The organism is Vibrio sp. PSi01, assembly GCF_054960695.1.
Map to the genome: position 1 here is coordinate 104,705 of NZ_JBHNYN010000007.1, position 23,058 is coordinate 127,762.

20 protein-coding genes are annotated in these 23,058 nt (G+C 42.4%); 8 read left to right on the forward strand and 12 right to left on the reverse strand.

The window, feature by feature from the left end:
* Positions 1-87: 87 nt before the first annotated feature.
* The 5 genes from luxQ to ACFI6G_RS12255 form a co-directional block, all read right to left on the reverse strand.
* Positions 88-2,655 (reverse strand): quorum-sensing autoinducer 2 sensor kinase/phosphatase LuxQ, encoded by a 2,568-nt coding sequence (luxQ, locus tag ACFI6G_RS12235; RefSeq protein WP_016769136.1) that lies wholly within the window; start codon positions 2,653-2,655, stop codon positions 88-90.
* A complete protein-coding gene (locus tag ACFI6G_RS12240; protein ID WP_010428642.1) occupies positions 2,655-3,749 on the reverse strand; it encodes an autoinducer 2-binding periplasmic protein LuxP in 1,095 nt (364 codons plus the stop codon). Before ACFI6G_RS12240 ends, luxQ begins: the two co-directional genes overlap by 1 nt.
* Positions 3,750-4,055: 306 nt before the next feature.
* Positions 4,056-4,370, reverse strand: a complete 315-nt coding sequence (locus ACFI6G_RS12245; RefSeq protein ID WP_010428640.1) for a GIY-YIG nuclease family protein — start codon at positions 4,368-4,370, stop codon at positions 4,056-4,058.
* The gene (locus ACFI6G_RS12250) at positions 4,371-5,027 is read right to left on the reverse strand and encodes a YceH family protein (protein ID WP_010428637.1); all 657 of its coding nucleotides are present in this window, start codon (positions 5,025-5,027) and stop codon (positions 4,371-4,373) included.
* 64 nt (positions 5,028-5,091) lie between these two features.
* Positions 5,092-5,292, reverse strand: coding sequence for a hypothetical protein (locus ACFI6G_RS12255; protein WP_016769134.1), 201 nt, complete (start codon positions 5,290-5,292; stop codon positions 5,092-5,094).
* A gap of 195 nt (positions 5,293-5,487) precedes the next feature.
* Here ACFI6G_RS12255 and ACFI6G_RS12260 point away from each other — a divergent pair, with 195 nt between their 5' ends.
* From ACFI6G_RS12260 to ACFI6G_RS12270, 3 genes are all read left to right on the forward strand, one after another.
* Positions 5,488-5,802: a DUF496 family protein gene (locus tag ACFI6G_RS12260; protein WP_004730049.1), complete on the forward strand. Its 315-nt coding sequence runs from the start codon at positions 5,488-5,490 to the stop codon at positions 5,800-5,802.
* A gap of 170 nt (positions 5,803-5,972) precedes the next feature.
* A complete protein-coding gene (locus ACFI6G_RS12265) occupies positions 5,973-6,599 on the forward strand; it encodes a D-Ala-D-Ala carboxypeptidase family metallohydrolase (protein ID WP_016769133.1) in 627 nt (208 codons plus the stop codon).
* Positions 6,600-6,768: 169 nt separating this feature from the next.
* Complete coding sequence (locus ACFI6G_RS12270) at positions 6,769-7,005, forward strand: hypothetical protein (RefSeq protein WP_462710283.1); 237 nt, start codon at positions 6,769-6,771, stop codon at positions 7,003-7,005.
* A 129-nt stretch (positions 7,006-7,134) separates the two neighbouring features.
* Here ACFI6G_RS12270 and ACFI6G_RS12275 read toward each other — a convergent pair whose 3' ends face one another.
* Positions 7,135-9,717, reverse strand: a complete 2,583-nt coding sequence (locus ACFI6G_RS12275; RefSeq protein WP_016790780.1) for an ATP-binding protein — start codon at positions 9,715-9,717, stop codon at positions 7,135-7,137.
* Positions 9,718-10,625: 908 nt separating this feature from the next.
* On the opposite strand from ACFI6G_RS12275, the gene ACFI6G_RS12280 reads away from it, so the two are divergent.
* Complete coding sequence (locus ACFI6G_RS12280) at positions 10,626-12,062, forward strand: glyceraldehyde-3-phosphate dehydrogenase (protein ID WP_016769130.1); 1,437 nt, start codon at positions 10,626-10,628, stop codon at positions 12,060-12,062.
* A gap of 283 nt (positions 12,063-12,345) precedes the next feature.
* Here the strand turns inward: ACFI6G_RS12280 and ACFI6G_RS12285 are convergent, their stop codons facing one another.
* Both ACFI6G_RS12285 and hcp read right to left on the reverse strand, forming a co-directional pair.
* Positions 12,346-13,425 (reverse strand): FAD-binding oxidoreductase, encoded by a 1,080-nt coding sequence (locus tag ACFI6G_RS12285; protein ID WP_016769129.1) that lies wholly within the window; start codon positions 13,423-13,425, stop codon positions 12,346-12,348.
* A gap of 111 nt (positions 13,426-13,536) precedes the next feature.
* Positions 13,537-15,198: a hydroxylamine reductase gene (gene hcp, locus ACFI6G_RS12290; RefSeq protein WP_010428613.1), complete on the reverse strand. Its 1,662-nt coding sequence runs from the start codon at positions 15,196-15,198 to the stop codon at positions 13,537-13,539.
* A 274-nt stretch (positions 15,199-15,472) separates the two neighbouring features.
* On the opposite strand from hcp, the gene ACFI6G_RS12295 reads away from it, so the two are divergent.
* Positions 15,473-15,703: a hypothetical protein gene (locus ACFI6G_RS12295; RefSeq protein ID WP_010428611.1), complete on the forward strand. Its 231-nt coding sequence runs from the start codon at positions 15,473-15,475 to the stop codon at positions 15,701-15,703.
* A 48-nt stretch (positions 15,704-15,751) separates the two neighbouring features.
* On the forward strand, positions 15,752-16,915 hold the full coding sequence (locus ACFI6G_RS12300; RefSeq protein WP_016769127.1) for an alpha/beta hydrolase: 1,164 nt from the start codon (positions 15,752-15,754) through the stop codon (positions 16,913-16,915).
* Positions 16,916-17,007: 92 nt separating this feature from the next.
* Here the strand turns inward: ACFI6G_RS12300 and ACFI6G_RS12305 are convergent, their stop codons facing one another.
* The 3 genes from ACFI6G_RS12305 to ACFI6G_RS12315 all read right to left on the reverse strand — a co-directional run bounded on the left by ACFI6G_RS12305 (position 17,008) and on the right by ACFI6G_RS12315 (position 19,184).
* Entirely contained in the window at positions 17,008-17,622 is a 615-nt protein-coding gene (locus ACFI6G_RS12305; RefSeq protein WP_010428606.1) for a LysE family translocator, read from the reverse strand.
* 86 nt (positions 17,623-17,708) lie between these two features.
* Positions 17,709-18,656, reverse strand: a complete 948-nt coding sequence (locus ACFI6G_RS12310; protein ID WP_016788883.1) for a LysR family transcriptional regulator — start codon at positions 18,654-18,656, stop codon at positions 17,709-17,711.
* Positions 18,657-18,722: 66 nt separating this feature from the next.
* Positions 18,723-19,184: an Lrp/AsnC family transcriptional regulator gene (locus ACFI6G_RS12315; protein ID WP_029189134.1), complete on the reverse strand. Its 462-nt coding sequence runs from the start codon at positions 19,182-19,184 to the stop codon at positions 18,723-18,725.
* Positions 19,185-19,428: 244 nt separating this feature from the next.
* On the opposite strand from ACFI6G_RS12315, the gene yjeH reads away from it, so the two are divergent.
* A complete protein-coding gene (gene yjeH, locus ACFI6G_RS12320; protein WP_016789418.1) occupies positions 19,429-20,694 on the forward strand; it encodes an L-methionine/branched-chain amino acid transporter in 1,266 nt (421 codons plus the stop codon).
* 78 nt (positions 20,695-20,772) lie between these two features.
* Here the strand turns inward: yjeH and pdxR are convergent, their stop codons facing one another.
* Positions 20,773-22,233, reverse strand: a complete 1,461-nt coding sequence (gene pdxR / locus ACFI6G_RS12325; RefSeq protein WP_462710284.1) for a MocR-like pyridoxine biosynthesis transcription factor PdxR — start codon at positions 22,231-22,233, stop codon at positions 20,773-20,775.
* Positions 22,234-22,323: 90 nt separating this feature from the next.
* On the opposite strand from pdxR, the gene ACFI6G_RS12330 reads away from it, so the two are divergent.
* Positions 22,324-22,983: a pyridoxamine 5'-phosphate oxidase family protein gene (locus ACFI6G_RS12330; RefSeq protein ID WP_010428593.1), complete on the forward strand. Its 660-nt coding sequence runs from the start codon at positions 22,324-22,326 to the stop codon at positions 22,981-22,983.
* The last annotated feature ends 75 nt before the right edge of the window (positions 22,984-23,058 follow it).

Below are 23,058 nucleotides of genomic sequence, written 5' to 3' on the forward strand. Positions count from 1 at the left end.
TGTGATTATAAAATTTTAGGAATAAAAACGATATTTCACCACAATTTCATAAAGGAATCCCATACGACTATTTGCTTTTGCTAAAGATTAGTCCTGTTGCTCCCAGTAAGAGTTTTTAAAATGTACAAAAGCTTGGTGTAGAGACTCTTCCTTGATCGGTTTTACAATCACGTAATTTGCCCCGGCGGCTAGGAAGCTGTTTCTAGTCGACTTCTGAGCGTCAGCGGTACAGGCATAGATAGGTGTTGACAAAACAATCTCATCTCTCAATTTCTGAGTGGTTTCGACCCCTCCTAAATTAGGCAGTTGGTTGTCCATTAGAATGAGGTCAAACGTATTCGCCTTTGCCATTTCTATTGCTTCTAAACCGTCTTTAGCCCAAGTCACGATCATTCCATATTTTTTACAGAAAGCTTGTGCGATAAATGCATTCGTGTGATTGTCTTCTACCAACAATACTTCTAAAGGTCGACTAAAAAGCGTTTCAGGATCAATCTCTGCTTGTGGTTTGTAACCTAACAACGACTTTGAATGCAATTCAACCGGTAATTCAACAATAAACTCAGAGCCTTGACCCATGACACTGCGAACTTGAATATCTCCCTCAAGCATATCGACTAGGTTTTTTACAATCGTTAATCCGAGACCAGTGCCGCCATACTCGCGAGTTGTGGTCTCCTCTGCTTGTACAAACGGTTCAAAAACTGCATCGATCTTGTTTTCATCAATACCAATACCACTGTCTTTGACTCGCACAATTAAGCTGGCTTTGTCGGAGTTAAAAATACTTTCTAGCTCAAAGTTGACTGAAATGCTGCCTTGATGAGTAAACTTCAATGCATTACTCAATAGGTTAAACATAATTTGGTTAAGTCGAACTTGATCAGTGTATATCTCAACGTCATCAACTAAATGATTCACAATACTAAAGACAACTGATTTATCCTCGCATAACGGTCGATAAATACTATCCAACGTATTAACCAACTCCGTTAAGCGAAAGTCTTTTTTCTGTATATTAAATTGACCCTGTTCGATTTTAGAGAAGTCCAAGATGTCATTAAGTACCGCCAGTAAGTGTTCAGCACTGTTGCAAAGTACATCGACTTGGCCCCGATTATCTTCTCCCTGTAAAGAACGTTTAAGCAGCTGGGAAACACCTAGAATACCGTTTAGCGGCGTACGAATCTCATGGCTCATCTTAGCTAAAAAGTCGGCTCGTACATTCGCAAGATGCTCAGCTTCTTCTCTTGCTCGATCAGCCTGTCTCTCTGCTTCTATCAGCTTAGTGATGTCTTGCCCTTGAACCACCACTCCTGTAATACCGTGTTCAACGCGAATCGCAGACATGTTCCAACGGAACACCTTTTCACCGATTGGCACATTAATCCCCGTCAGTTTCGCGCCTTGAACCACCATTTGAATGTTCGGCAACATACGACTCTCAAACTCTTGAGCCATCGCACCATAGTTGTCATCGTCATCGAATAAAGCCATGCGAGCTGCCGGGTTCATCTGAATCAAATCGCCTTTTTCAGACCAGACCAAAATGGGTGAATGAGCAAAATTGAACAGATCTTGGAACTTTTGGTTCTGTTCAGATAAACGTTCAAAGGTATCTTCTAGCGTGCAACCAATATGATGGAACTCGAAAATATTGGAACCATCAAACTTGTTGTATTCATCATTGTCACTTGCGGAACGGGTAAAGTTCATCAGTTTATCGAGCTCAGCCGCAACTCTTCTTTGAATCCAAGCTCGCGTAAAGAAGGACATAAAGACGATCACAACGATCACGACAATAATGGCGCGCTCATAATTCTCTTCTAACTCAATAAAATTGGTGTTTTTTTGCACCGCTCGAATAGTGAGTGGTGTATCAACGGCGTTTATCTGAATCGTCGTGATAGTGACGAAGTGGAGAGGTAATTCATCATGGACTTCGTAAGCAAGAATATCCGTTATCGTATAGCTTTCGTCACCACTGAACGTTGAAGTAACTGGCGCTCCATTAGCCTCGATGACAATATTTTCGCAATTACTTCCTTGTTGGATAGATTCTGCAAGAGAGAAGTTATTGTCTAGCACAATGGCAATATATAACTGACCAAGAACCTCACCGGTCGCGTTATCAATAATGGGTGTTCTTCGTGCCAATAAATGGCGGTCGCCAATATCGGTGGCTAGCTTCAAAAAATGCCAATTACTACTGAACGATACTTCATTAGAGATACTCTCTAATGACGTATTGTCTAAACCATAAAACTGACCATTTCCATCGTCCCAAACTAGACCATTATGAGTAGAAATAAAGCGTAAATCTGGCGCGTGAGCAGGCTCCCGCTGATCAACACCAAAGAAAAAATAGCTCAACGCCTCTTCATTATGAGTATCAAAATACCCTCTTAAAGTTTGACTGTGTGAACTACTATCTTGGTGAATTTGAAGAACAGACAAACGGTAGTCGAACATGTTTTGGATCAGGCTTGATGTTTGCTGAACGGTTCGATTGGTCTCTTGTTTCACAATATTACTACTGGTCTCATAATTATGAATAAGCACGCCAAGCGCCATCACCCCTATCACTAAAATAATAATACGGGTAATTAATTTGGCTAAAGTGTTTCTTGGTGTATTGGCGTAGCTTTTCTTCATTATTGGCCTGAGTACCTAAATGCACGCTTCTTAAGTTCTGAAATACGTTCCGGAGAGTCTTCTTTGGTGACAACTTCGAACTCACCAGAATAAACGGTAGGAACTTCCAACCCAGCAAGGTCCCATTTGATAGCTTCTGCCATCGCAATACCCGTATCGTCATTCATTCGCATGACAGTAACATCTAAGTCACCTCTCTCAATCGCTTCAAGTTCAGCAGAACCGCCTCCCCAGCCATTAATTAAGATATCTTTACGCGACTCACGAATCGCTTCTACAGCACCTAGAGCGACATCAGTTGCACATGCATAGATAAAGTCTAGATCCTTATTGTTCGCAATGCTGATTTTAGCTGCCTGGTAACCACTTTCCTTATCTGATTTAGTGTAGAAAGAAGACTTGAGATCAAAATTAGTATCGGTGTTTACATCATGGATAAAGGTATCGCCACGAGCATCACTAATGTAGCCCTCTGAACGATATAGAACCGAGTACTTACTGTTAGGAGGTGTCACTTGTTTAAAATAGTCCGCCAACTTCAAGCTGCCTGTTGCATGGTCAAAACCCACATACATAAATGGCTGCCTGTCTGCCCACGCACGTACTGGAGTGGTGATGTTTTGCAGGATCAACTTGGTATCCGTAGAGCTCAATACATGCTCAATAAATTTACGGTGTCGAGTTGTATCTAGCGTAAAAATTAAGTAATCCGTCTTGTTTTCAATCGCCTCTTGCAAAGAAATACTCTGCTGAGATATATCCGCATTGACACGAGTAAACACTTGGTTTATTTGGTAATTAATTCTTAACCTGTCGAGACGTTTCTCAAAGGCTTGGATATTTCGGACCCAATAATCGGAGATCTGTTGGCCAGGGTAAACAACAGAAATTGTGATCGGTCTATCTTGAGCTCGCTTTAATGGCACGGGGTGGTTTTGTACAGCTTCGACCATCTTATCCGTCAGCGCTTTTTGTTCTGGAAATTTAGCAAGATAATCCTGGTATTCCCAATACCCATTGAGGACACGGGTACCGTGGGAGAGAGCGGACGCAGAAAATACGGCAAGTCCAAACAACATCAATAAACGTTTCATATTTTTCTCGTTTTATATGAGCTACTTTGGCTCATTTTTTAACCTAGCATGACACCATCTCTTTGTATGGCTGAAATATATTATGTAGGACAACGACGATAAATGATAGCGTCTAAAACTAATTAGAACGACATTCCAAATGAGTAATTAGTCAATCTGATATTGATATAAAAACTGATGGCCCTAATGCAAGTATCAAAAAGACAACAAAACGGTTTATATTTATTAAAAATCAATAACTTAAAAAGTATCGTACAATTCTTCATTCTTAATAATTAGTTCAATAGTGAATATTTTAGCTATGATTTATGAGACTTCGGTATATTGAATTTTATCTTCTTGCCACTCAATGATTAATTTGAGTGATACCAATTTTTCTTTACGAGATTTGGGCAATTGTTTGATCGCGTATTCGGTTTTCAATGCCTCACTTTTAGACCCGACACTAAAACTCCAAACTAGCTTAAGTGGACCTTTACCTTTTAAGGCCTTTGCACCTTTACCTTGCTGATGTTGTTCAAAACGACGCTCTAAATTGTTAGTTACTCCACAATAGAGCGCGTTGTTTTTATTGCGGATCAGATACACGACCCAATCCGCATCTTTATTAGACGTCGTCATTTAAAGCAGTGATTCAACCAACTCTTTCAACTCCGCCACTTCTGCTCTTAGGCTTGCGATTTCAGATTCAAGTTCTTCAAACTTTTCGCTCGTCGCAGATGGCGTAGCCGCGCCAACAGATGCCGTCTCAAACGCTTCAACATCAACTTCTCCACTCAACAAGTGTTGGTAACGAGATTCACGTTTACCAGCTTCGCGAGGAAGTTTGACCACTAATGCACCAGCTTCTCTTGCAGCTAATTTCTCTAACGTAGCTTCCACTTCTTTCACATCATTGAAATTCGCTAGGCGGCCCGTTCGAGTTCGAAGTTCACCGGGTGTTTGCGCACCGCGAAGTAACATACAGCAAATAATCGCACGCTCTTGCTCGGTAAACTGCAGATCACCAAATTCAGTATTGCAGAAACGATGTTGATACTTATTAACACGGCTGTTGAAGCTGCTTTCATCACTCACCATGCGACGCGCAATCAAACCATCAACCGCATCTAAAACATCTGACTCTGACAGAGAAAGAACTGGGTCACGATTGCTCTTTTGATTACAAGCCGTTGTTAAGCTATTCAGTGTCAGTGGGTAATGATCGGGAGTAGTCACTTCTTTCTCGATCAAACAACCAATGATTCTCGCTTCAATTGGGGAAAGTACTGTGTTCATCGTTTTTCCTTTTTATTATTTTTGATAATTCCACCTCAACACTTAACAATTCAGCCAGTAATAGCTAGTGCTCAGACAAAATTGGTACTCGTTTCTTTCTACCTTGCTCATCAATCAATATGATCTTAGAACGATTAAGCTCTATTTCCACGACTTCCAAATAAGTACGCTCTTGGACATATGCTTCACGAAGCTTGTTTTTCTCTACTGAAGATTCAGTCGCATGCTCCACCGAATCTACTATTTCCAATTGTTGTTCTTTCATTTAACATTTCGTATCAATGCAGTATCTATACTGGATACTAACGTGAACACTTAGATAAAAACAATCACGTATCAGCGAGACTGCCGAATAATTATACAAGCTTACTTTCGCTTTGATCTAAAGACTGTTACATCATCAATTGATGTGCTTTAATCAGAACCAGACAACGTATTTGACGAATAGGAAAAGGAATCTATGAGCAGCGTATTTGAAATTGTTAACCAAGCACGACGTAAGAACAAACTTAAGCGTGAACTTTTAGACAACGAAAAGAAAGTTCGCGACAACCGCAAGCGTGTCGACCTCCTTGATAACCTACTTGATTACATCAAGCCAGAAATGACTCACGACGAAATCTTAGGCATTATCAAAAACATGAAAGCAGACTACGAAGACCGTGTTGATGACCACATCATTAAGAGCGCAGAGATTTCTAAAGCGCGTCGCGATATCAGCCGTCGTATTCGTGAACTAACAGAAGAAGACAAGCAAACCCAAGGTAAGAAGTAATCTAACCGAGTAAATTGACTTGCAATAATGTTAGCAACCCACTCTTTGTAGTGGGTTTTTTTGTACGTAAATTCTATCGTCTATACTTAATTGAACGTAAATGATTTGGTGACAGCAAGTTATCAAGTGAAGGTAAGTTACTAAGTAAACGCAAGCAATGGAGTGACCCTATGTACGCAAGTATTCTGATTACCTTAGCGCTATCATCAACTCAGCCCTACCCCGAAGAATTTGAGAGACTTTACACTGAAGAGACAGAAATCACTTACGACGACCTCGTAGTAGATGTTCATGGTTACAAGGTTCCAACTCGATCGGCATTTCGAGGTTGGATGCTTCTTAATCATGCAGAAGATAAAGTAAAGGAAGTTGGGCAACAGCTCAAAGATGCTGGTGTGACCAAAAGTATGCCATTGCATTTAGTGCTACTTCAAGGAACAGACTGGGCAATGAGTAACACCACTTTGTTTACCCTTCCCAATAAGAAAAACGTGCCTAACATGATCAATACCTTGAAATACATACAACAATACATCGAGCCTGAAATTGGTATTGTTATCCCTGTTTCAGGCGAACGTTCTAAGATTTACAACCAGCAGGCTGGAGGGGCTCTGCAAAGCAAACATTTGGAATTCTGTGCCTTAGATCTCGTTCCTGCCAACGGCATTTCTCGAAGCGATCTGCACGTTAAACTTAAAAATATTCATGCTGAATTCGGGCAAAAAAACAACGTTGGATTGGGGCTATATTCTGGAGTTCGATTCCATATCGATACTTGCGGGTTTAGACAATGGTAATTAAGCACACGATCAAGTCATAATGACCGCAAATCCACCCGAGTCAATTTGACCCTATTGGTATTTAAATTCAATGTAAAGCATTGATAATATTAATTTAGAACAACTGGAACGCTAATTGCTATTGATAACAAGTATCATAATTATTATTGGCAATTAGGAATTCAATATGAAGACAATGACTCAACGCTTTCAAACTCTACTTTCTGTATCAAACTTCAGTTTAGCGATTACTGCCTTGCTCATGCTACTGAGCATTATCATTGCCTACCCTTTGGCCGACCATTTCTCTTTGTCCATCCAGATCGTCGCACACATCAGTACCATATTGGTAGCTGCATTACTAAAAATAAGTTACGTAGGTCGTTGCCTTACCCAGTACAACCTTGGCTTGGAAGTTCGCTAGATACTTAGCAGTCGTTTGGAGATAACCCTATTCTTCATTTAATAATGAAGCTCTATGGCGCTATAGAGAACGTTAAAGGCGCTTCACAATAACATCACTCAATGAAAACTGAGCTCGGCAACAAAACGACTAGACGATATCAAGACTACTAAAGAGATCATAAAGCTGATGAGACTTATAAGGTTTCGGTAAATAAGCGTTCATTCCTGCTTCAAAGCAATCTTTGATGTCTTCTTCTAATACACTAGCGGTTAACGCAATAATAGGCAGTGGTATAGCTTGCTGATCGAGTTCCCACTGTCGGATCGCTCGAGTCGCCGTTATACCGTCCATAACCGGCATCATACAATCCATTAAGATTGCATCAAACTGAGCTCCTTGGGTTATCACATCGACCGCTTCTTGCCCATTACTGGCAATCAAATATTCATAGCCCGCTTGCTCCAAGAAGAAACTGGCTATTTTCTGATTCATCAGGTTATCTTCAACAATTAAAATACGTCGATTCAAGGCACGAACTTCTTCATCCTTTGATACCACCTGTGGTGCTTGCTCTTCACCTATATCAAGAGACTGCAGGCTGTTTAGGAATCGTCTTCCTAAAAAAGGTAATGTATGGGTCGAGTGGACCGATTCTGGTATGAGATTGGTTTTAAATAAATGATGCTGACACACAATGACGCGTGTCAGTGGATATAACTCCTTTAACGCTGCAAGATCTTTCCTCATAGAGTGATGTAGCGTGTGACAATAAAAAACCAAGTCACTTTCTTTTAAGCTCTCATCAAGTGCCGATATAGATGAAACAACGTTAGGTTTGATGTTCAAGCGACCACACTCTTTAACCAGTTGATCGAGATAATTAAAAGAGTTCGAGATAATAGTCGCATGACTTAAAGTCTCGAAAGTTTGGACATGAGTTTCAACGACATCGACATACAGACAAAAAGTAAACGTCGAGCCCTCTCCTTTCAGCGAACGCGCGGTAATATAACCGCCCATCAAATCCACAAGTTGACGACAAATCGCAAGCCCTAACCCTGTGCCGCCAAATTGGCGTGTAATGCTGCCATCTTCTTGGGTGAAGGGTTCGAAAATGGATTCTAACTTCTCAGGCTCAATTCCAATCCCGGTATCAGATACACTACACTCGAGCTTACCTCTGCCCATAGACATCGGTGTATAAGCAATATCCGTTGTAATGATTCCCTTAGACGTAAATTTGATGGCATTAGACAACAGGTTTGTCAGCACTTGTCGAACGCGGTATTCATCGAAAAACAGTTGTCGTGGGGTTTGAGCGTCAATATTGATATCGAGTTCAATATCTTTACTTATCGCTTTCGACAAAATCACACTCACTGAGTCATAAACCGCTTCTCGCAAATCGGCATTATGTGGCGACAGCATTAGGTTGCCAGACTCTATCTTAGAAAGATCGAGAATATCATTGAGCAGCACCAACAACGAATGTGAAGACGATTCTATATCTTCGAGTACCTCTTGTTGGTTAGCACTCAGTTGGCTCTGGGATAAGATCTCGGCCATACCGATAATGCCATTGAGCGGCGTTCGTATCTCATGAGACATATTAGCTAAGAACGCACTTTTCGCTTTGTTTGCCGAAATCGCATCCTCTTTTGCTTCAATTAGCTCTTTATTGTGTTGATGATTACGCTCCATTACTCGATTCAGGGTTTGAGTAAACTCGGCTAGCTCATCGTTACCTTTCACTTCAATAACCGTAGGCTTACCGTAACTATCCGCACATTCAGAAACCCCTTTTAAAATGAGTGATAAGTTTCGGTTTAAACGTAAAGAAGTCGCGATACCCAACCATAGCAAAACACCTGAAACGACAAGAATCAATAATGTCATAATCAAAGTTTGTCTTTTCTGCAACGCAATATTTCTAGTCAAATCAGATTGAAGTTGTTGAGTGTAAGCACTCACCGCTTCTGAAATGGCCTGCTTCTTTCGTTCTAAACCTTCAACATGCTCATATATTTCAGGTGACGAGAAATCTCCTTTCAGAATTCGTGCAGTAAAACTGTCTTGAAATTCGTCTTTGGAAAACGTCTTTAATAGTGTTCTAATTTCAGGCGAGCGACTACCCGAGCGAAAAAACGTCGCTAGCAGCTGTTGCTGCCTTTCTAAAGCACCCACATAACTCAACAGATATTGATCTTTCAGTTCTGGAGAACGATATAAGCGGTAACTTAACCACGCTTCTCTCTGTGTCCAAAATACGTAATTAGTGAGATTGATAAACACCGCATCGGTTTGACTGATTTTTTCATCGACTAAATTAATGTGATATTCGGACAACTCCATTAATACATCTTTTAGCAAATCGAAAGCGCGCTCTGTTAGCTGTGTATTGTCATTGTTTGGAATTGCGCCTGTACTTTTTACAGCTCCACCTAGGCTAACTAACACACGCTTCAGTTCTAACAATTGTGGTTCGACGGTCCAAGTAATGTCGAGCGATTGAAGTCTTCTCTCGAACTGAGATAGCCTATCAAGTTCAGTTTGCAGTCTTGATAGTAATTGGCTTTTTTCGGGGGAATCATTAGACAGAACCAACCATCGATACGCATCACTTGAAATAGTATTAAAAGATTGAAGCGCTTCAACCTTAATGCGGGTTGTCTCAAGGTGACTCATTTTTTTATCGTTCTTCAACACTTCATTGACTGTAAATCCAAGCATGATGAATACAGAAACGGTGGAAAGAAAAATAAGACGCCATCTAATTGACATGTTTATCATTTTTATAACGACTCCCTTCCCGTAAGTGATTTTTTCTAGCCTAAGTTAAGAATAGGACATTAACCGGAGTTATTGATCAAATTGGATATGAACAAACGATACTCCGAGCCCAGAATGACAAATTAGCCGCCGCTGGTATCCATATCAGAGGGTAAAGGGAGAACGACTCCCAAAAACAAATGAGGTATCAGCATGAAGAGTGTATATAACTGAGCTTTAAACAATTGAAGCTTAAAGAAACGACGCATTATCGAGTTATTATCACTCATAGAACGCGTGGACCGGAAAGCTCATTGGTTTGATTCAGCAGTCAATAATAATTCTACATATTAACCAAGCCGTTAGTTGGGTTAAATTTGTGACACCTAAACGCTTGCGTTACGTACTTTCCGCACTCAACTTCAGCTTGTTCAAAGGTCGAATAGGAAAACTCGTTGATTGCCTTATTTGTCGTTTACTTTTTACGTGTAACTCGTGTTCATGATCACACCTTTAGTGTTCACCATGGCCAGGTTTTCATATCATATTTTGAGATAAGTATTTTTTGTCGAAAAATAAGTACTACAGATTGTTAAAGTCAATAGCCTTTATTAACACTAAAATGTTGATTTCTGGCTACTCTATCGGAATTTTATAGATAATTTATCTGCATTTATTTTTCCTAGCAGAATAACCCGTCGTACCTTACAATCCTGCCACATAAAAATTACAAGTTGCACACAAGGCATATCAAGCACATTTAAGTGGCAATAAAGACCACAGCCTGATGCCTCAAATCCCCTATGCTGATTGGCTTCCCTACAACCGCCATGAATGCAGAAACTTAACGTGAAAGGTCCCGAGTAAAGATGAGTCCCGAAAAGCACCTCCTAGACTGGCAAACTAGTCAAACTATTGCTGAATCCATCGCCCCAACTTTAGGTCAGTTATACCGTCAAAAAGGCGTAGAGGTTATCCTCTTCGGTAAGACCCTGGTTAACGCGACAACTATCGACATCATCAAAGCTCACCGTATCGCAAAACGTTACACTGGTTCTCCTCTTACAGCAGAACAGACTCAACCAATCATTCAACACCTTATCTCTATGGATCTATCTCCATGTCGCATCGATGTTGGTCGTCTTGCTCATGCATTCTGGCAAGATCGCGAAGACACAAACGGGTTGGATGATTTCCTACAAACTGCACTCATTGAATCGCTTAAAGGCGATGCGATGACAGAACCTCGTGACGTTGTATTATACGGTTTTGGTCGTATTGGCCGACTGCTCACTCGTCTGTTGATCGAGAAAAGTGGCCCGGGTTATCCACTGCGTTTGCGTGCAATCGTTGTACGTGGCGGCAAAGATGGCGACCTAGAAAAACGTGCTAGCCTGCTTCGTCGTGACTCTGTACACGGCCAATTCAACGGCAGCATTGTTGTAGACCAAGAACGCAAAGCGATCATCGTTAACGGTAACTTCATCCAAGTTATCTACGCAAACAAACCAGAAGACGTGGATTACACGGCTTACGGTATTGAAAACGCACTTGTGGTTGATAACACAGGCGTATGGCGTGATGCGGAAGGCCTAAGCCAACACGTTGCGTGTAATGGTGCGAAGAAAGTTCTACTGACTGCGCCAGGTAAAGGCGATATCAAGAACGTGGTATTTGGTGTGAATGAAAATGTTATTCAGCCAGAAGACACCATCATCTCTGCAGCAAGCTGTACTACTAACGCAATCACTCCAGTATTGAAAGCGGTTCACGACAAGTTTGGCGTGCTGTCTGGTCACATCGAAACGGTGCACTCATTCACCAATGATCAAAACCTAATCGATAACTTCCACTCGGGTGATCGTCGTGGTCGTGCTGCGTCACTGAACATGGTTTTGACATCGACTGGCGCTGCTAAAGCAGTATCAAAAGCGATGCCGGAAATGGAAGGTAAGCTAACAGGTAATGCGATTCGCGTACCTACGCCAAACGTTTCAATGGCAGTTGCGAACCTAAACCTTGAGAAAGGCACAAACAAAGAAGAGTTGAACGAGTACCTGCGTGAAATGGCGCTGTCTTCTGCTTTGTCTGCACAAATCGATTACACAGACTCGACTGAGATTGTATCGACGGACTTGGTTGGCTCTCGCCACCCTGGTGTGGTTGACGGTGTTGCGACTATCGCACAAGACAACCGCGCCGTGTTGTATATTTGGTACGACAACGAGTTTGGCTACAGCTGTCAGGTTGTTCACTGTATGGAACAAATGATGGGTGTGCGCTACAAGACTTACCCTGAAGTATAAAAACTGCTTAGAACCTGTAAATTGCTTAGATTCTATGACTTCCTTAGATTCTATAAACAGTTTTAGGTAACCAGCTCCACAACATAATAATTATATCTGCAGGGTCTGTAACGGGCTTTGCAACCCTTCTTGTTTTACTCCCCCGTATAAATAGGAAGGTTGCCACTTAGATCTGCTCTCTCTATCTGATCTAAGTGGCCTTTTTACATCTGGCAAGCTAACTTTTATCGCTATTACAAGAACTTTATCCTCATCACTCTTGGAAAGCTTCACTTCACGTCTGTTACAACTCAATCTCAACATCTGACTGAATCGAGCTCGAACACGCGAGTACATAACCTTGCTCAATCTGTTCTGGCGTCAAAGTCTCTTGGCTGCTTGACTCCACCGAACCTTTGGTTACTTTACACTTACACGAACCACAAATCCCACTGCGACAAGCAATAATAATCGGAACGCCTGCTTTCTCTAATGAATCAGCGAGTGGTGTGCCCGCCTCCGCTTCTACTTCTGCGCCAAAGGCAGGAACAAACACCTTAACGGCACCATTTGAATCTGCAGACGCTTCCGCTTGTGATTCTTCTGAAGCAGTATTGCTATTGGCTAGTGAATCATTAGTTTGAGTCGCTGGAGTAAAACTTTCTTGATAAAAGTTATCCATGTTGAACTCAAGTTCTTTCAGGTAGTTTTCTATGTCTTGCATGAAGCCTACAGGCCCACACAGATAAACCGTTCTATCTAAGATATCTGGGCTCAGTTTCACTAACCAATTCTTATCTAATCGGCCTTGAGGAGCCTTTGTTCCTTCACTGTCTTTCAGCAGTAATCTTAAATTGAAGTTCGCATGTGTCTCATCAAGTTGGTTAAGCTCTTCAAAGTAGATGGTCTCGCGTCGATTACGTGCCATGTGAACAAAATCGATTTCAATATCACTACCTTGAGCCAACCAATACTTTGCCATCGCCATCACAGGTGTGATACCACAACCTGCACTCACTAGCGTTACTTTCTGTGTTGCCGTTGGCATGCAATCAATACAGTTAAACGTACCTGCTGGCTTCAATACAGAAACCTCATCACCTTCATCAAGTTCATCAACAATAAAGTTCGAAACCAAACCACCTTCCACACGCTTTACCGTCAGCTTCAGGCGGTTATCTTCAGGACAAGATGCTACAGAATAGGCACGGTAATCGGTTTTCGTCGGCATATCCAAACCCAAGGTAATGAACTGCCCTGGCTTAAAGTTGAAATGTAAGTCTTGTGGAATGCGGCCAAGCTCAAAGCTGACCGTATCTGGCGTCTCGTGCCATTTCTTTAAACACACTAAATTGATTGAATCGCTATCCGACCATGCATACATAGTTCGTGTACCTTGCTAATGATTAAATGACTAAAGATTTAAATCTAAAAAACCCCGCCGTTGTCTGTTTTAGAAAAACGTCACAACAACGGGGCTTTGAGTTGGCCTAAATTAAGCCGCTAAGATTGTTTTAAGATCTTGTTCTGGCGTTGAGATAGAACGCATATCGAACTCGTCTTGAATAATCTTTAGTAGATTTTCTGTTAGGAAAGCTGGCGCTGTTGGGCCCGTGTAAATACCTTTCACACCAAGAGCGAACAGAGTAAGCAGGATAACAATCGCTTTTTGCTCGAACCAAGACAAAACCAGCGTTAACGGAAGTTCGTTAATGCCACAATCAAACTCTTTAGACAGTGCTAGAGCAAGCTGAATAGCTGAGTAAGCATCGTTACATTGACCTACATCGAGCAGACGTGGGATACCGTTAATGTCACCGAATTGATTTTTGTTGAAGCGGAATTTACCACACGCAAGCGTTAAGATGACTGAATCTTCTGGCGCTTGAGCTGTGAAGTCTGTGTAGTAGCTACGTTCAGATTTGTCACCGTCACAACCACCGACTAGGAAGAAATGTTTGATGTTGCCTTCTTTCACTTGCTCAACAACCGCAGGTGCCGCTTCCATCAATGCGTTACGACCAAAACCGACAGTGATCATTTGCTCGATCTCGTCGTGTTTAAAACCTTCTTGCGCCAGTGCACAGTCGATTACTGCGCTGAAATCGTCGCCTTCAAGGTGTGCAACACCCGGCCAGCCTACGATGCTACGCGTAAACAGACGGTCTGCGTAAGAACCTACATCTGGGTTAAGTAGGCAGTTAGATGTCATTACGATGGCACCAGGGAAGTTCGCAAACTCTTTTTGCTGGTTCTGCCAAGCGCTGCCGTAGTTACCCGCAAGGTGTGGGTACTTGTTCAGTTCAGGGTAGCCGTGTGCAGGTAACATCTCACCGTTAGTGTAAACATTGATACCCTTGCCTTCCGTTTGTTGAAGGATCTTTTCTAGATCATGCAAGTCGTGGCCAGAAACAAGAATACAGTGACCTTTCTTAGTCTTCACGTTCACGGTTGTTGGTTGAGGGTGACCAAATGTATCTGTCTCACCTTTATCCAGCATTTCCATTACTTTGTAGTTCATCAAGCCAATCTGCATAGATGTATCTAGCAGTTGTTTTAGGTCAGATGGATCAGTACCTAAGAAAGCCATGATTTCGTGGTATTCAGCAAAAATAGCATTGTCAGTTTGACCAAGAACACGCGCGTGCTCCATGTATGCTGCCGCACCTTTTAGACCGTATAGGCAAAGAAGGCGAAGACCGATCACATCTTCATGTTGAGAGTCGTGACCACGGTTTACCGCAGCTTGAGGTGCAAGTGCCAATAGCTCTGAAGAATCTGTTGGAAGATCGAATTGCGCAGCAGCCGAAAGTGCTGGGATTTCAAAGCCGATCAATGTAGCAGCCGCACGTACCTGTTGCTCTAGACGCTGCTTAAACTCGTGAGATTGTTGTGCAAACTCGATAATACGCGCAGGGTCGAAGTTAACGTTAGTCAGTGTTGCGAAGAATGCTTTTGGCGCCCACTCATCAATTTCAGTATCAATAACATCGCAAGCGCGACCTAAATTTGCCCAAAAAGAAACACCTTGAAGAGAATGCACCAACACATCTTGAAGATCGGATACTTCAGACGTTTTTCCACACATACCTTGTGCGAAAGAACAGCCTTTTAAGGTTGGGGTTTGAATGGTTTGTTCACATTGAATACAGAACATATAGGGCTCCCAGTAATTTTTATTAGCTGTAAGTACTTTGCTTACAGTGACTTATTCCAAACCCTATAGAGCATCAAGCGTGCCAACTTTTAAGTGGCTGATTTTAAACAGCTAAAGCAAATCCCATATTTTTAGTGCGTGATTATGACTACATATAAACCCTCAATTCAAACACACCTGTGTCATAGTGACTCTATGAGATTAATTAACGATGTTCATGTTTCGTTCAGAATAGAAGCGATATAGTAACAACATAGAGAAAAGAGGAATGAATATGAAAAATATATTAGTTACGATTGTTGCGCTGTTTACTGGCCTATTGGCGTTATTCACTAGCTTGCTCCTTGCTATTCCTTTAGCTATTGCAGCTTTAATTACTGGCAAGCGCATTCAGAATCAAATGAAGAAACAAGGTTTCTCAGCTCATATGAACACTCGTCAGTCATCAACCAGTGATGCTGGTGTTATTGAAGGCGAATACGAAGACCTTTCAAACAAAAAATAGTCTAAGCTTTTGCTTCAAAATAAAACACGATAGAGACAACATTAAATAATGACCAGAAAGACCATTATTACGCTCATTGCCTTAACGACTTTAGGTCTCGTTGGTTGCTCCAGCGAGACCATTGAACCCGCTTACGAAACCTCCCCAAACTTGCCTGAATATCAACAAGATACTTTTGACGCATACATCAGTGACACTCAAGATTGGTTGCTGAGAAATCGCGTGTTCATGACCGAAAATAAGCAGTTAGAGATTCAACTTAATTCTCCGGCAGAATATCAACCCGTTTCTCCTAACGGGAAAGCCGTATTGTTAGTCCATGGATTAGGCGACTCACCCTACTCATTTAAAGACATCGCCACGCATCTAGCAGAACAAGGTTACCTTGTGAGAACGGTATTACTTCCCGGTCACGGCAGTCGTGTGGGCGACTTAATGCAACCAAGCTTGGAAGATTGGCAAGGTGTCGTAGCTCACCATACTCAGTTACTTGAGCAGGAATATGATTCTGTGTGGCTTGGCGGTTATTCAACAGGTGCAAATCTAGTGACTTCACAGGCGATGAACGACCCAAAGATCTCAGGGCTATTGCTATTCTCCCCTGCATTTCAACCAAGCTCATCAGCCGTGCAATACGCAGGTCTAGCAAGTTATTTTATTACTTGGGCTGACCAAGATCCTGAAGACAATATACTGCGCTATAACTCGCTGCCAATGAATGGCGCTTCGGTTTACTATGAAACATCAGAAGTGGTTCGTGAAGATCTACAAGATAAACACTTCGACAAACCTGTTTTTATTATGATGAGCGAAGGCGATAGTGTCATTGACACCAAATTTGTCCAGCAAGCGTTTAGTCGATCGATGCCAAACCCAAACAATGTGTTGATTTGGCTAGGGGAAGCGACACTCGAAGATCCTCGCGCTATTCAATACAGTATGAAGATTCCAGATCAGCGCATTTCTAATGGTTCTCACATGGGCTTACTGTTCTCACCCAACAACCCGTACTACGGAGTCAATGGTAGTAAGAGAATTTGTTCTAACGGACAAGCAGAAGGTTATGAAGAGCAATGTATCGATAATAGTGAAGTTTGGTACTCAGCGTGGGGTTATATTGAGGATGGGAAAAACCATGCACGCCTAACCTACAACCCTTACTTTTCGGACTCAATGACGAAGCTTGATGCAGTGCTGAACTCGGAAGGCTAGTACATCCATTGATTTGAAAAGTAAAGGCTCACTGGACAACGTCTAGTGAGCCTTTTTAATAGAAACCTGTTATCGCGAGAAATGACTTACTTCTAAATCGTCCACACCACACGAACAGCCAACAAAATCAAAACTACACCAGACAGTCGATCGATCAATTGAGCTTTCGAGCGAATACGCTCAACAATCAATGGGCTAGACAACACCAATGTGATGAAGGTGTACCAAAGGCCATCAACAATCAACGGGGTTGAAACAATAATTACTTTATTAGTTAGCTCATTACCTAGTGCAACAAATTGGCTAAACAGGGCGATGAAGAACAGCGCGATCTTTGGGCTCAGAATAGAGATCAAGAAAGCCTCACGCGCAGATTGCATGTAGCTCATCTGCTCACCCGCTTCCAATTTCGCAGCTACGCCACCTTTCGAACGCAACGCATTCACACCAAGATATAGCAGATACGCAGCGCCCGCTATACTGATACCTTTAAATAACATTGGTGATTGTTCAAGTAACACCGCCAAACCAACAATCGTTGCGAACGCATAAATACCAATGCCAGCGGCGTGTGACCAAGCAGCAACAAGCCCATTCATACGGCCACCAGCCAAACTATGCTTAGCGATCATCGCTAAGCTTGGGCCTGGAGACATCGCGCCCAATAAACAAATCGCCAATAAAGAAAACCAAATTGTTACTGTCATCATTCCATTCCTAGTAAAAACATACGCTCTGACTGAACGCCTTGTACTTGCTATTTACAATAATTCGCAGAAAGTATTCTTTGAAATCAAAGATCATCATCATAGTTATGATTTGAAATCATACTTATATTGTAACTCGATTTTTGCATAGCCTGGAATGCCTTCTCTCGTGCCCATTTGTGTGCAGAGTCGTTGTCATACTTAGGGTGCCACATCAGCCAATAGGTATGCATTTCAGTATCAAACGGCAAAGAAAAATAAGTAGTCTCTAGGTGTCGTCCTAAGTTATGAGCGATATGTTCAGGCACAATCATTAGATAATCATCTTGCATCAACACCGTACCTGCCGACGAGAAAAACGGAACCTGTAAAGCAACTCTACGTTTAAGATTTTGTTTCTTTAATGCAATATCCGCGTAACTGTCTTTGTCTCCGCCACCCGTCACTTTAATATGTGAGTAATTAACGATATCCTTCGCACTCAAGGCTAATTGCTGAGCGAGCGGATGAGACTTACGCATCAAACACACCGATTTATCTTCACCAAGCTTAATGCTCGATACTTGCTCTGGTTTTTTGGGAAACATGCTGGAAGCTAAATGAATACCCGACTCGTTTAGCGCTTCAAGATAATTGGGCTGCCATAAACGGTAAGCCAAATTAATATTTGGGGCTTCTGCAGAGACTTCAGAGACAATGACAGGAAGAATATACTGAGCAACATAATCGCTGGACGATAACACCAATTCACCCTGCCAGTCTTGTGGTTCAAAGGGTTTATCATCCAATAAATGGTCGAACTCACCCAACAAATCATCCAGTTTTCCCTTGAGAAGCAGAGCTCGATTGGTAGGAACCAGCTTGTTGCCATCACGAACAAGGAGAGGGTCACCACACAAGTCTCTAAGTTGAGCCAATTGGCGACTCACCGCCGATTGCGTTATGTGCAGGCGCTGAGCTGCACGGCTTACATGGCACTCTTCAAGGAGCACATGCAGCGAGCGCAGCAAGTTTAAATTTACATTACTTAGCAAAATTTAGGCTCCTAGCAAGATTGAAGCTCCTAACCATGTTGACGCTCTTAGCGCAGTCGATCACTCCTAACATGAACGGCCTAACGAATTCTGTTTGTTAAAAAACTCGGTCAAAACCGTATGCGTCATTAGGTGGCGAAGATCTGGGTAACTTTGCAATTGATCGCGGACTTGATTCAAGTGCTTCATGCTTTCCACTTCGATGTACAACATCATATCAGTCTCACCGCTGATCGAATGGCACCATTGAACCCCGTCAATACTCTGGATACGTTTCGCGTAAGACTCACAACTGTGGTTACTACTCGCTAGATCAAACTTCAATGTAATATAAGCGCACACATTCTTAGGTTGATCAGGTTCCGCTATCTGCGCGCAATACCCTGTAATCACCTTATCGTTTTCTAATTTCTTGATTCTAGCATTGACTGCAGAGCGAGAAAGGCTCACGTCTCTAGCAATATCGCTCACTGAGCATCGAGCATTAATTTTGAGGATATCTAAAATTTGCCGATCAAATTTATCCATGATTGCGATGACTTCCATTATTGTTCTATTTATAGGGACTAATTTGACACAGTTTTCCTCGATAGAACAGCCGACACTTTCACGTTGAATTGAATCAATACCGTTAAAATGACCGCCTCTTAAGACGTTTCGCTAGCTGCATTATTGATAGCGACAATGTATGATTTCAATCACAATGCAGAATATGCACTCTGCACCTCAATTCTAACTGAAAACAACACCGCACCATCAGCAAGGACAGCGAATGACGCAACTCAAACAAGAGATCACCTTGATCTCAGGAATCGGACAACTCTCAACCACTTTGCTAGGTACTGGGTTATTTATGATTCCAGCCATCGCCGCAGGAATCGCAGGACAATTATCACTGTTAGCTTGGTTGATATTGTTTATCGCAATCTGTCCAATTGCGCTTACCTTTGCAGCGTTAGGGAAACGCTACCCGAATGCGGGTGGCACAGCTTATTTTGTCCGTCAGGCATTCAGCGAACGTTTAGAAACAAGTGTTGCATGGTTATTCGTAAGTGTCGTTCCTGTGGGTATACCTGCCGCCATTGCATTAGCCGGAGGTTTTGCTCAACAGCTATTACCTGCGCCACTAGATACGCCTCTTGGAGCGCAATTCATTACCGTTGCACTGCTTATTGTGGTTAACCTCATGGGCAGCAAGTCGTCTGGCCGACTGCAAACGATTATTGCACTTTCAATATTTGCTTTAGTCAGCGCTTTTGTCTGGAAAGCTGATATCGGGGCTACTGATGTTGTTATTCCTGCAATTACATCAGATTCAATATGGTCAATTGGTGCAGCGCTTGCGGTGATGTTTTGGTGTTTTGTTGGCATAGAAGCTTTTGCTCACATGGGTGAAGAGTTTAAAAACCCACAACGTGATTTTCCAATCGCGATCATCGCTGGGTGCTTTGTCGCGGGCATCGTCTATTGGGCTTGCTCGGTGGTCATCATCAAAGTGGGTGCTTACGGTTCGCCTGAGTTTGATGCGACTTCAATCCCATGGGTTACGGAACAACTGTTTGGTAATGGATTTAAAACGGTGATAAGCGTTCTAGGATTCTTCGCATGTTTTGCGAGCTTAAACCTTTATACTCAAAGCTTATCTAGAATGATCTGGGCTCAGGCACGCCAACACAGACCAGAAAGCCGAATGGCAAAACTTAACAGCCATGGCGTACCGCTTTACCCAACCCTAGCGATTGGCTTTATTGCGCTTATATCGTGCGTAATTGGTGAACTATCTGATTTGGATCTTGAATTCTTTCTCAAGCTTGCTAATGGTATTTTTGTTCTGGTTTATCTGCTCGCAATGTTAGCGGCTTGTCGCTTGTTAACTGGAACATCGAGATACACAGCTATGGTTGCTCTCGTTATTTGTACCTTGGTTTTTATCTGCTTAAGTTGGTCAATGCTCTACGCGGTTATCACCTTTGTGACACTGTCACTCCCTTGGCGCAAGTGGCTAGGTAAACCAACGGTTTCTATCGAAAAATTGTAAGGTAACGTTCGCAACCATTCTTGATAAAGCTTAGAAGCCGCCTATCAAATTCACAGCAATAATGTCAAAATCAGAGCACTATTGATAAAAAAGCCGAGCGATCTCTTTGATCTTCGGCTTCACATCATCTAACGAGATGTTGCCAAAACCCAATACCACCGCGCTCCAATCACGCCCAGCACTCGATCCATATTCGTAAAAATCAAACGGTCGAATCACAATATTTTCTTGCTCTGCTTTACGGCTCCACTCTTGCTCTGATATCCCATTTAACCATTTAACCATAACATGTAGTCCTGCCGCTTGACTGACCACCTCAAGATCACCATTAAATTCGCTATCAATGGCCTCGATCATCGCTTCATATTTGAGTTTGTATAAACGACGCATCTTTCTGATATGTCTTAATAAGTCACCTTCACGAACAAAATCAGCTAATGCTGCTTGCGTATGTGAGGCCGTGTCTCCACTGAGCGCGTCTTTAATCTCCAAACACTTAGTAACTAATTGTTCTGGTACCACCAAGTAACCTAAACGAAGGCCATTGAACATCACCTTACTCATCGAGCCAACATAAATGATTCGATCATCAAACCCCAGTTCCCCTGCCAAGCCTTGCATACTGGTATAAGGGCGATGAGCAAACTGAAACTCACTGTCGTAGTCGTCCTCAATGATCCAAGACTCATGTTTGTTGGCCCAATCGATAAGTTTTAAACGCTGATCTGTGTTAAGTGTTGTACCCATCGGGTATTGATTACTTGGGGTGACATACAAGGCCTTAGCATCGCTGGCGAGTATTTTTTCAATATCAAGGCCAACTTTTTCTCGGACACTCACACCATCCAATTCAAGCTTGAATAGATCAACAATTTTATGTACTTGTCGATAGCCAGGCTCTTCCATAAGAATCTTATCGCCCACCTCCAACGTCGCCATTAAACCTATTGAAATCGCTTGCTGCGCACCTGCCGTAATAATAATTCTATCGGCATGACAGCGAACTGAACGGCTACTTGCAAGGTAACCGCTCAACGCTTCTCTCAATGCCAAACTTCCCTGGACGTCTTGATTCCCCGCGATGCTCTGACGCTCAGAGTGGCGTTGTAACAGTCTTTGCCACTTAGTAAAAGGGAAAGCATTCAAGTCAGGAACTCCCGGTGCAAAACTTCGGTTGATATCATTGGGTTTCACTCGCGCACTACTTGGCATATCAACCTCTGCACTCACATCATGTGAACTCTGAATACCGTTCGATTGAGATAAACTCAAGAAATACTCTGGCTGCTCAACCGACACATAAAAGCCTGAACCTTTCTTGCTCTCGATATAGCCTTCTGTGACCAGCTGTTCATACGCGTAAATCACCGTATTTCGGCTCACAGACAACTCAATAGCCAATTTACGCGTTGAAGGTAACTTATAGCCTCTGCTCCATAAATTTTGAACGATCTTCTCTCTGATTGCATGAAACAAGGCGGTTTGACGAGTTTCATGTTGATCGTTTAACTGTAGGTCACCGACATCAATAGGCTGCATAACTGGATCCAAATAGTGTTTAAAAGTGGCTCTATTTAATAGACCAGTTAATCGATACATTGATCAAAAGGCAATGATTAAGGAGCGATTATGTTATCTAACACGAAAAGAACAACGATTAAGAAAGGGGCTCACAAGGCCGTATTTAACACAGAAAAACTGCATCAAATCATCGACGAGAGCTTAATCGCACATATCGCATTACAGGGTGATCAAGGTCCGATGATAATTCCGATGCTCGCATGGCGAGTAGATGACATGGTCTACATTCATGGCGCTAAAAACAGTCGATTATTAAAAGGCTTAAAAAAGGGAGAACCAACCTGCCTAACGTTCACTTTGTTTGATGGATGGGTGCTAGCACGCTCTGCATTTCATCACAGCGCGCATTATCGTTCTGCTGTTGTATTGGGGTCATTCTCAGTCATCGATGACAATCAAGAAAAGGATCGCTTGTTGAATATCTTTATCGAGCAAATCGCACCGGGAAGAACCAGCGAAGTCAGGCTCAGTAATGAGAAAGAGCTCAAGGCGACCGAGTTATTGGCGATACCTTTAACGGAAGCATCCGTGAAGATTGGTAAACATGGTGTAAATGATGATAAAACTGATATGGATATTCCCGTCTGGGCGGGTGTGTTGCCTTATCGCACCGTTGTAGGGCCACTGGAAACGGTTCCCGAGCAGAAAGGCCTCATCGAAAAACCAGATTATCAAGCAGCCTATGGCGAACGTTGGTATCAAAATTAACACACCAATATGGTCAACGGAACGGAGTTATATACAATCTGACTTACAGAAAATTAACATGACTCAATAATGTAA

What these genes read in the sequence shown, in the direction of transcription:
- ACFI6G_RS12285 (WP_016769129.1), bottom strand. Translation starts at nt 13,425, where the DNA reads ATGTATGCATGGTCGGATAGCGATTCAATCAATTTAGTGTGTTTAAAG.
- ACFI6G_RS12260 (WP_004730049.1), top strand. Translation starts at nt 5,488, where the DNA reads ATGAGCAGCGTATTTGAAATTGTTAACCAAGCACGACGTAAGAACAAA.
- ACFI6G_RS12315 (WP_029189134.1), bottom strand. Translation starts at nt 19,184, where the DNA reads ATGGATAAATTTGATCGGCAAATTTTAGATATCCTCAAAATTAATGCT.
- pdxR (WP_462710284.1), bottom strand. Translation starts at nt 22,233, where the DNA reads ATGCAGCCTATTGATGTCGGTGACCTACAGTTAAACGATCAACATGAA.
- ACFI6G_RS12250 (WP_010428637.1), bottom strand. Translation starts at nt 5,027, where the DNA reads ATGAACACAGTACTTTCCCCAATTGAAGCGAGAATCATTGGTTGTTTG.
- ACFI6G_RS12300 (WP_016769127.1), top strand. Translation starts at nt 15,752, where the DNA reads ATGACCAGAAAGACCATTATTACGCTCATTGCCTTAACGACTTTAGGT.
- ACFI6G_RS12270 (WP_462710283.1), top strand. Translation starts at nt 6,769, where the DNA reads ATGAAGACAATGACTCAACGCTTTCAAACTCTACTTTCTGTATCAAAC.
- ACFI6G_RS12240 (WP_010428642.1), bottom strand. Translation starts at nt 3,749, where the DNA reads ATGAAACGTTTATTGATGTTGTTTGGACTTGCCGTATTTTCTGCGTCC.
- ACFI6G_RS12305 (WP_010428606.1), bottom strand. Translation starts at nt 17,622, where the DNA reads ATGACAGTAACAATTTGGTTTTCTTTATTGGCGATTTGTTTATTGGGC.
- yjeH (WP_016789418.1), top strand. Translation starts at nt 19,429, where the DNA reads ATGACGCAACTCAAACAAGAGATCACCTTGATCTCAGGAATCGGACAA.
- ACFI6G_RS12295 (WP_010428611.1), top strand. Translation starts at nt 15,473, where the DNA reads ATGAAAAATATATTAGTTACGATTGTTGCGCTGTTTACTGGCCTATTG.
- luxQ (WP_016769136.1), bottom strand. Translation starts at nt 2,655, where the DNA reads ATGAAGAAAAGCTACGCCAATACACCAAGAAACACTTTAGCCAAATTA.
- ACFI6G_RS12280 (WP_016769130.1), top strand. Translation starts at nt 10,626, where the DNA reads ATGAGTCCCGAAAAGCACCTCCTAGACTGGCAAACTAGTCAAACTATT.
- ACFI6G_RS12275 (WP_016790780.1), bottom strand. Translation starts at nt 9,717, where the DNA reads ATGCTTGGATTTACAGTCAATGAAGTGTTGAAGAACGATAAAAAAATG.
- ACFI6G_RS12265 (WP_016769133.1), top strand. Translation starts at nt 5,973, where the DNA reads ATGTACGCAAGTATTCTGATTACCTTAGCGCTATCATCAACTCAGCCC.
- hcp (WP_010428613.1), bottom strand. Translation starts at nt 15,198, where the DNA reads ATGTTCTGTATTCAATGTGAACAAACCATTCAAACCCCAACCTTAAAA.
- ACFI6G_RS12330 (WP_010428593.1), top strand. Translation starts at nt 22,324, where the DNA reads ATGTTATCTAACACGAAAAGAACAACGATTAAGAAAGGGGCTCACAAG.
- ACFI6G_RS12255 (WP_016769134.1), bottom strand. Translation starts at nt 5,292, where the DNA reads ATGAAAGAACAACAATTGGAAATAGTAGATTCGGTGGAGCATGCGACT.
- ACFI6G_RS12245 (WP_010428640.1), bottom strand. Translation starts at nt 4,370, where the DNA reads ATGACGACGTCTAATAAAGATGCGGATTGGGTCGTGTATCTGATCCGC.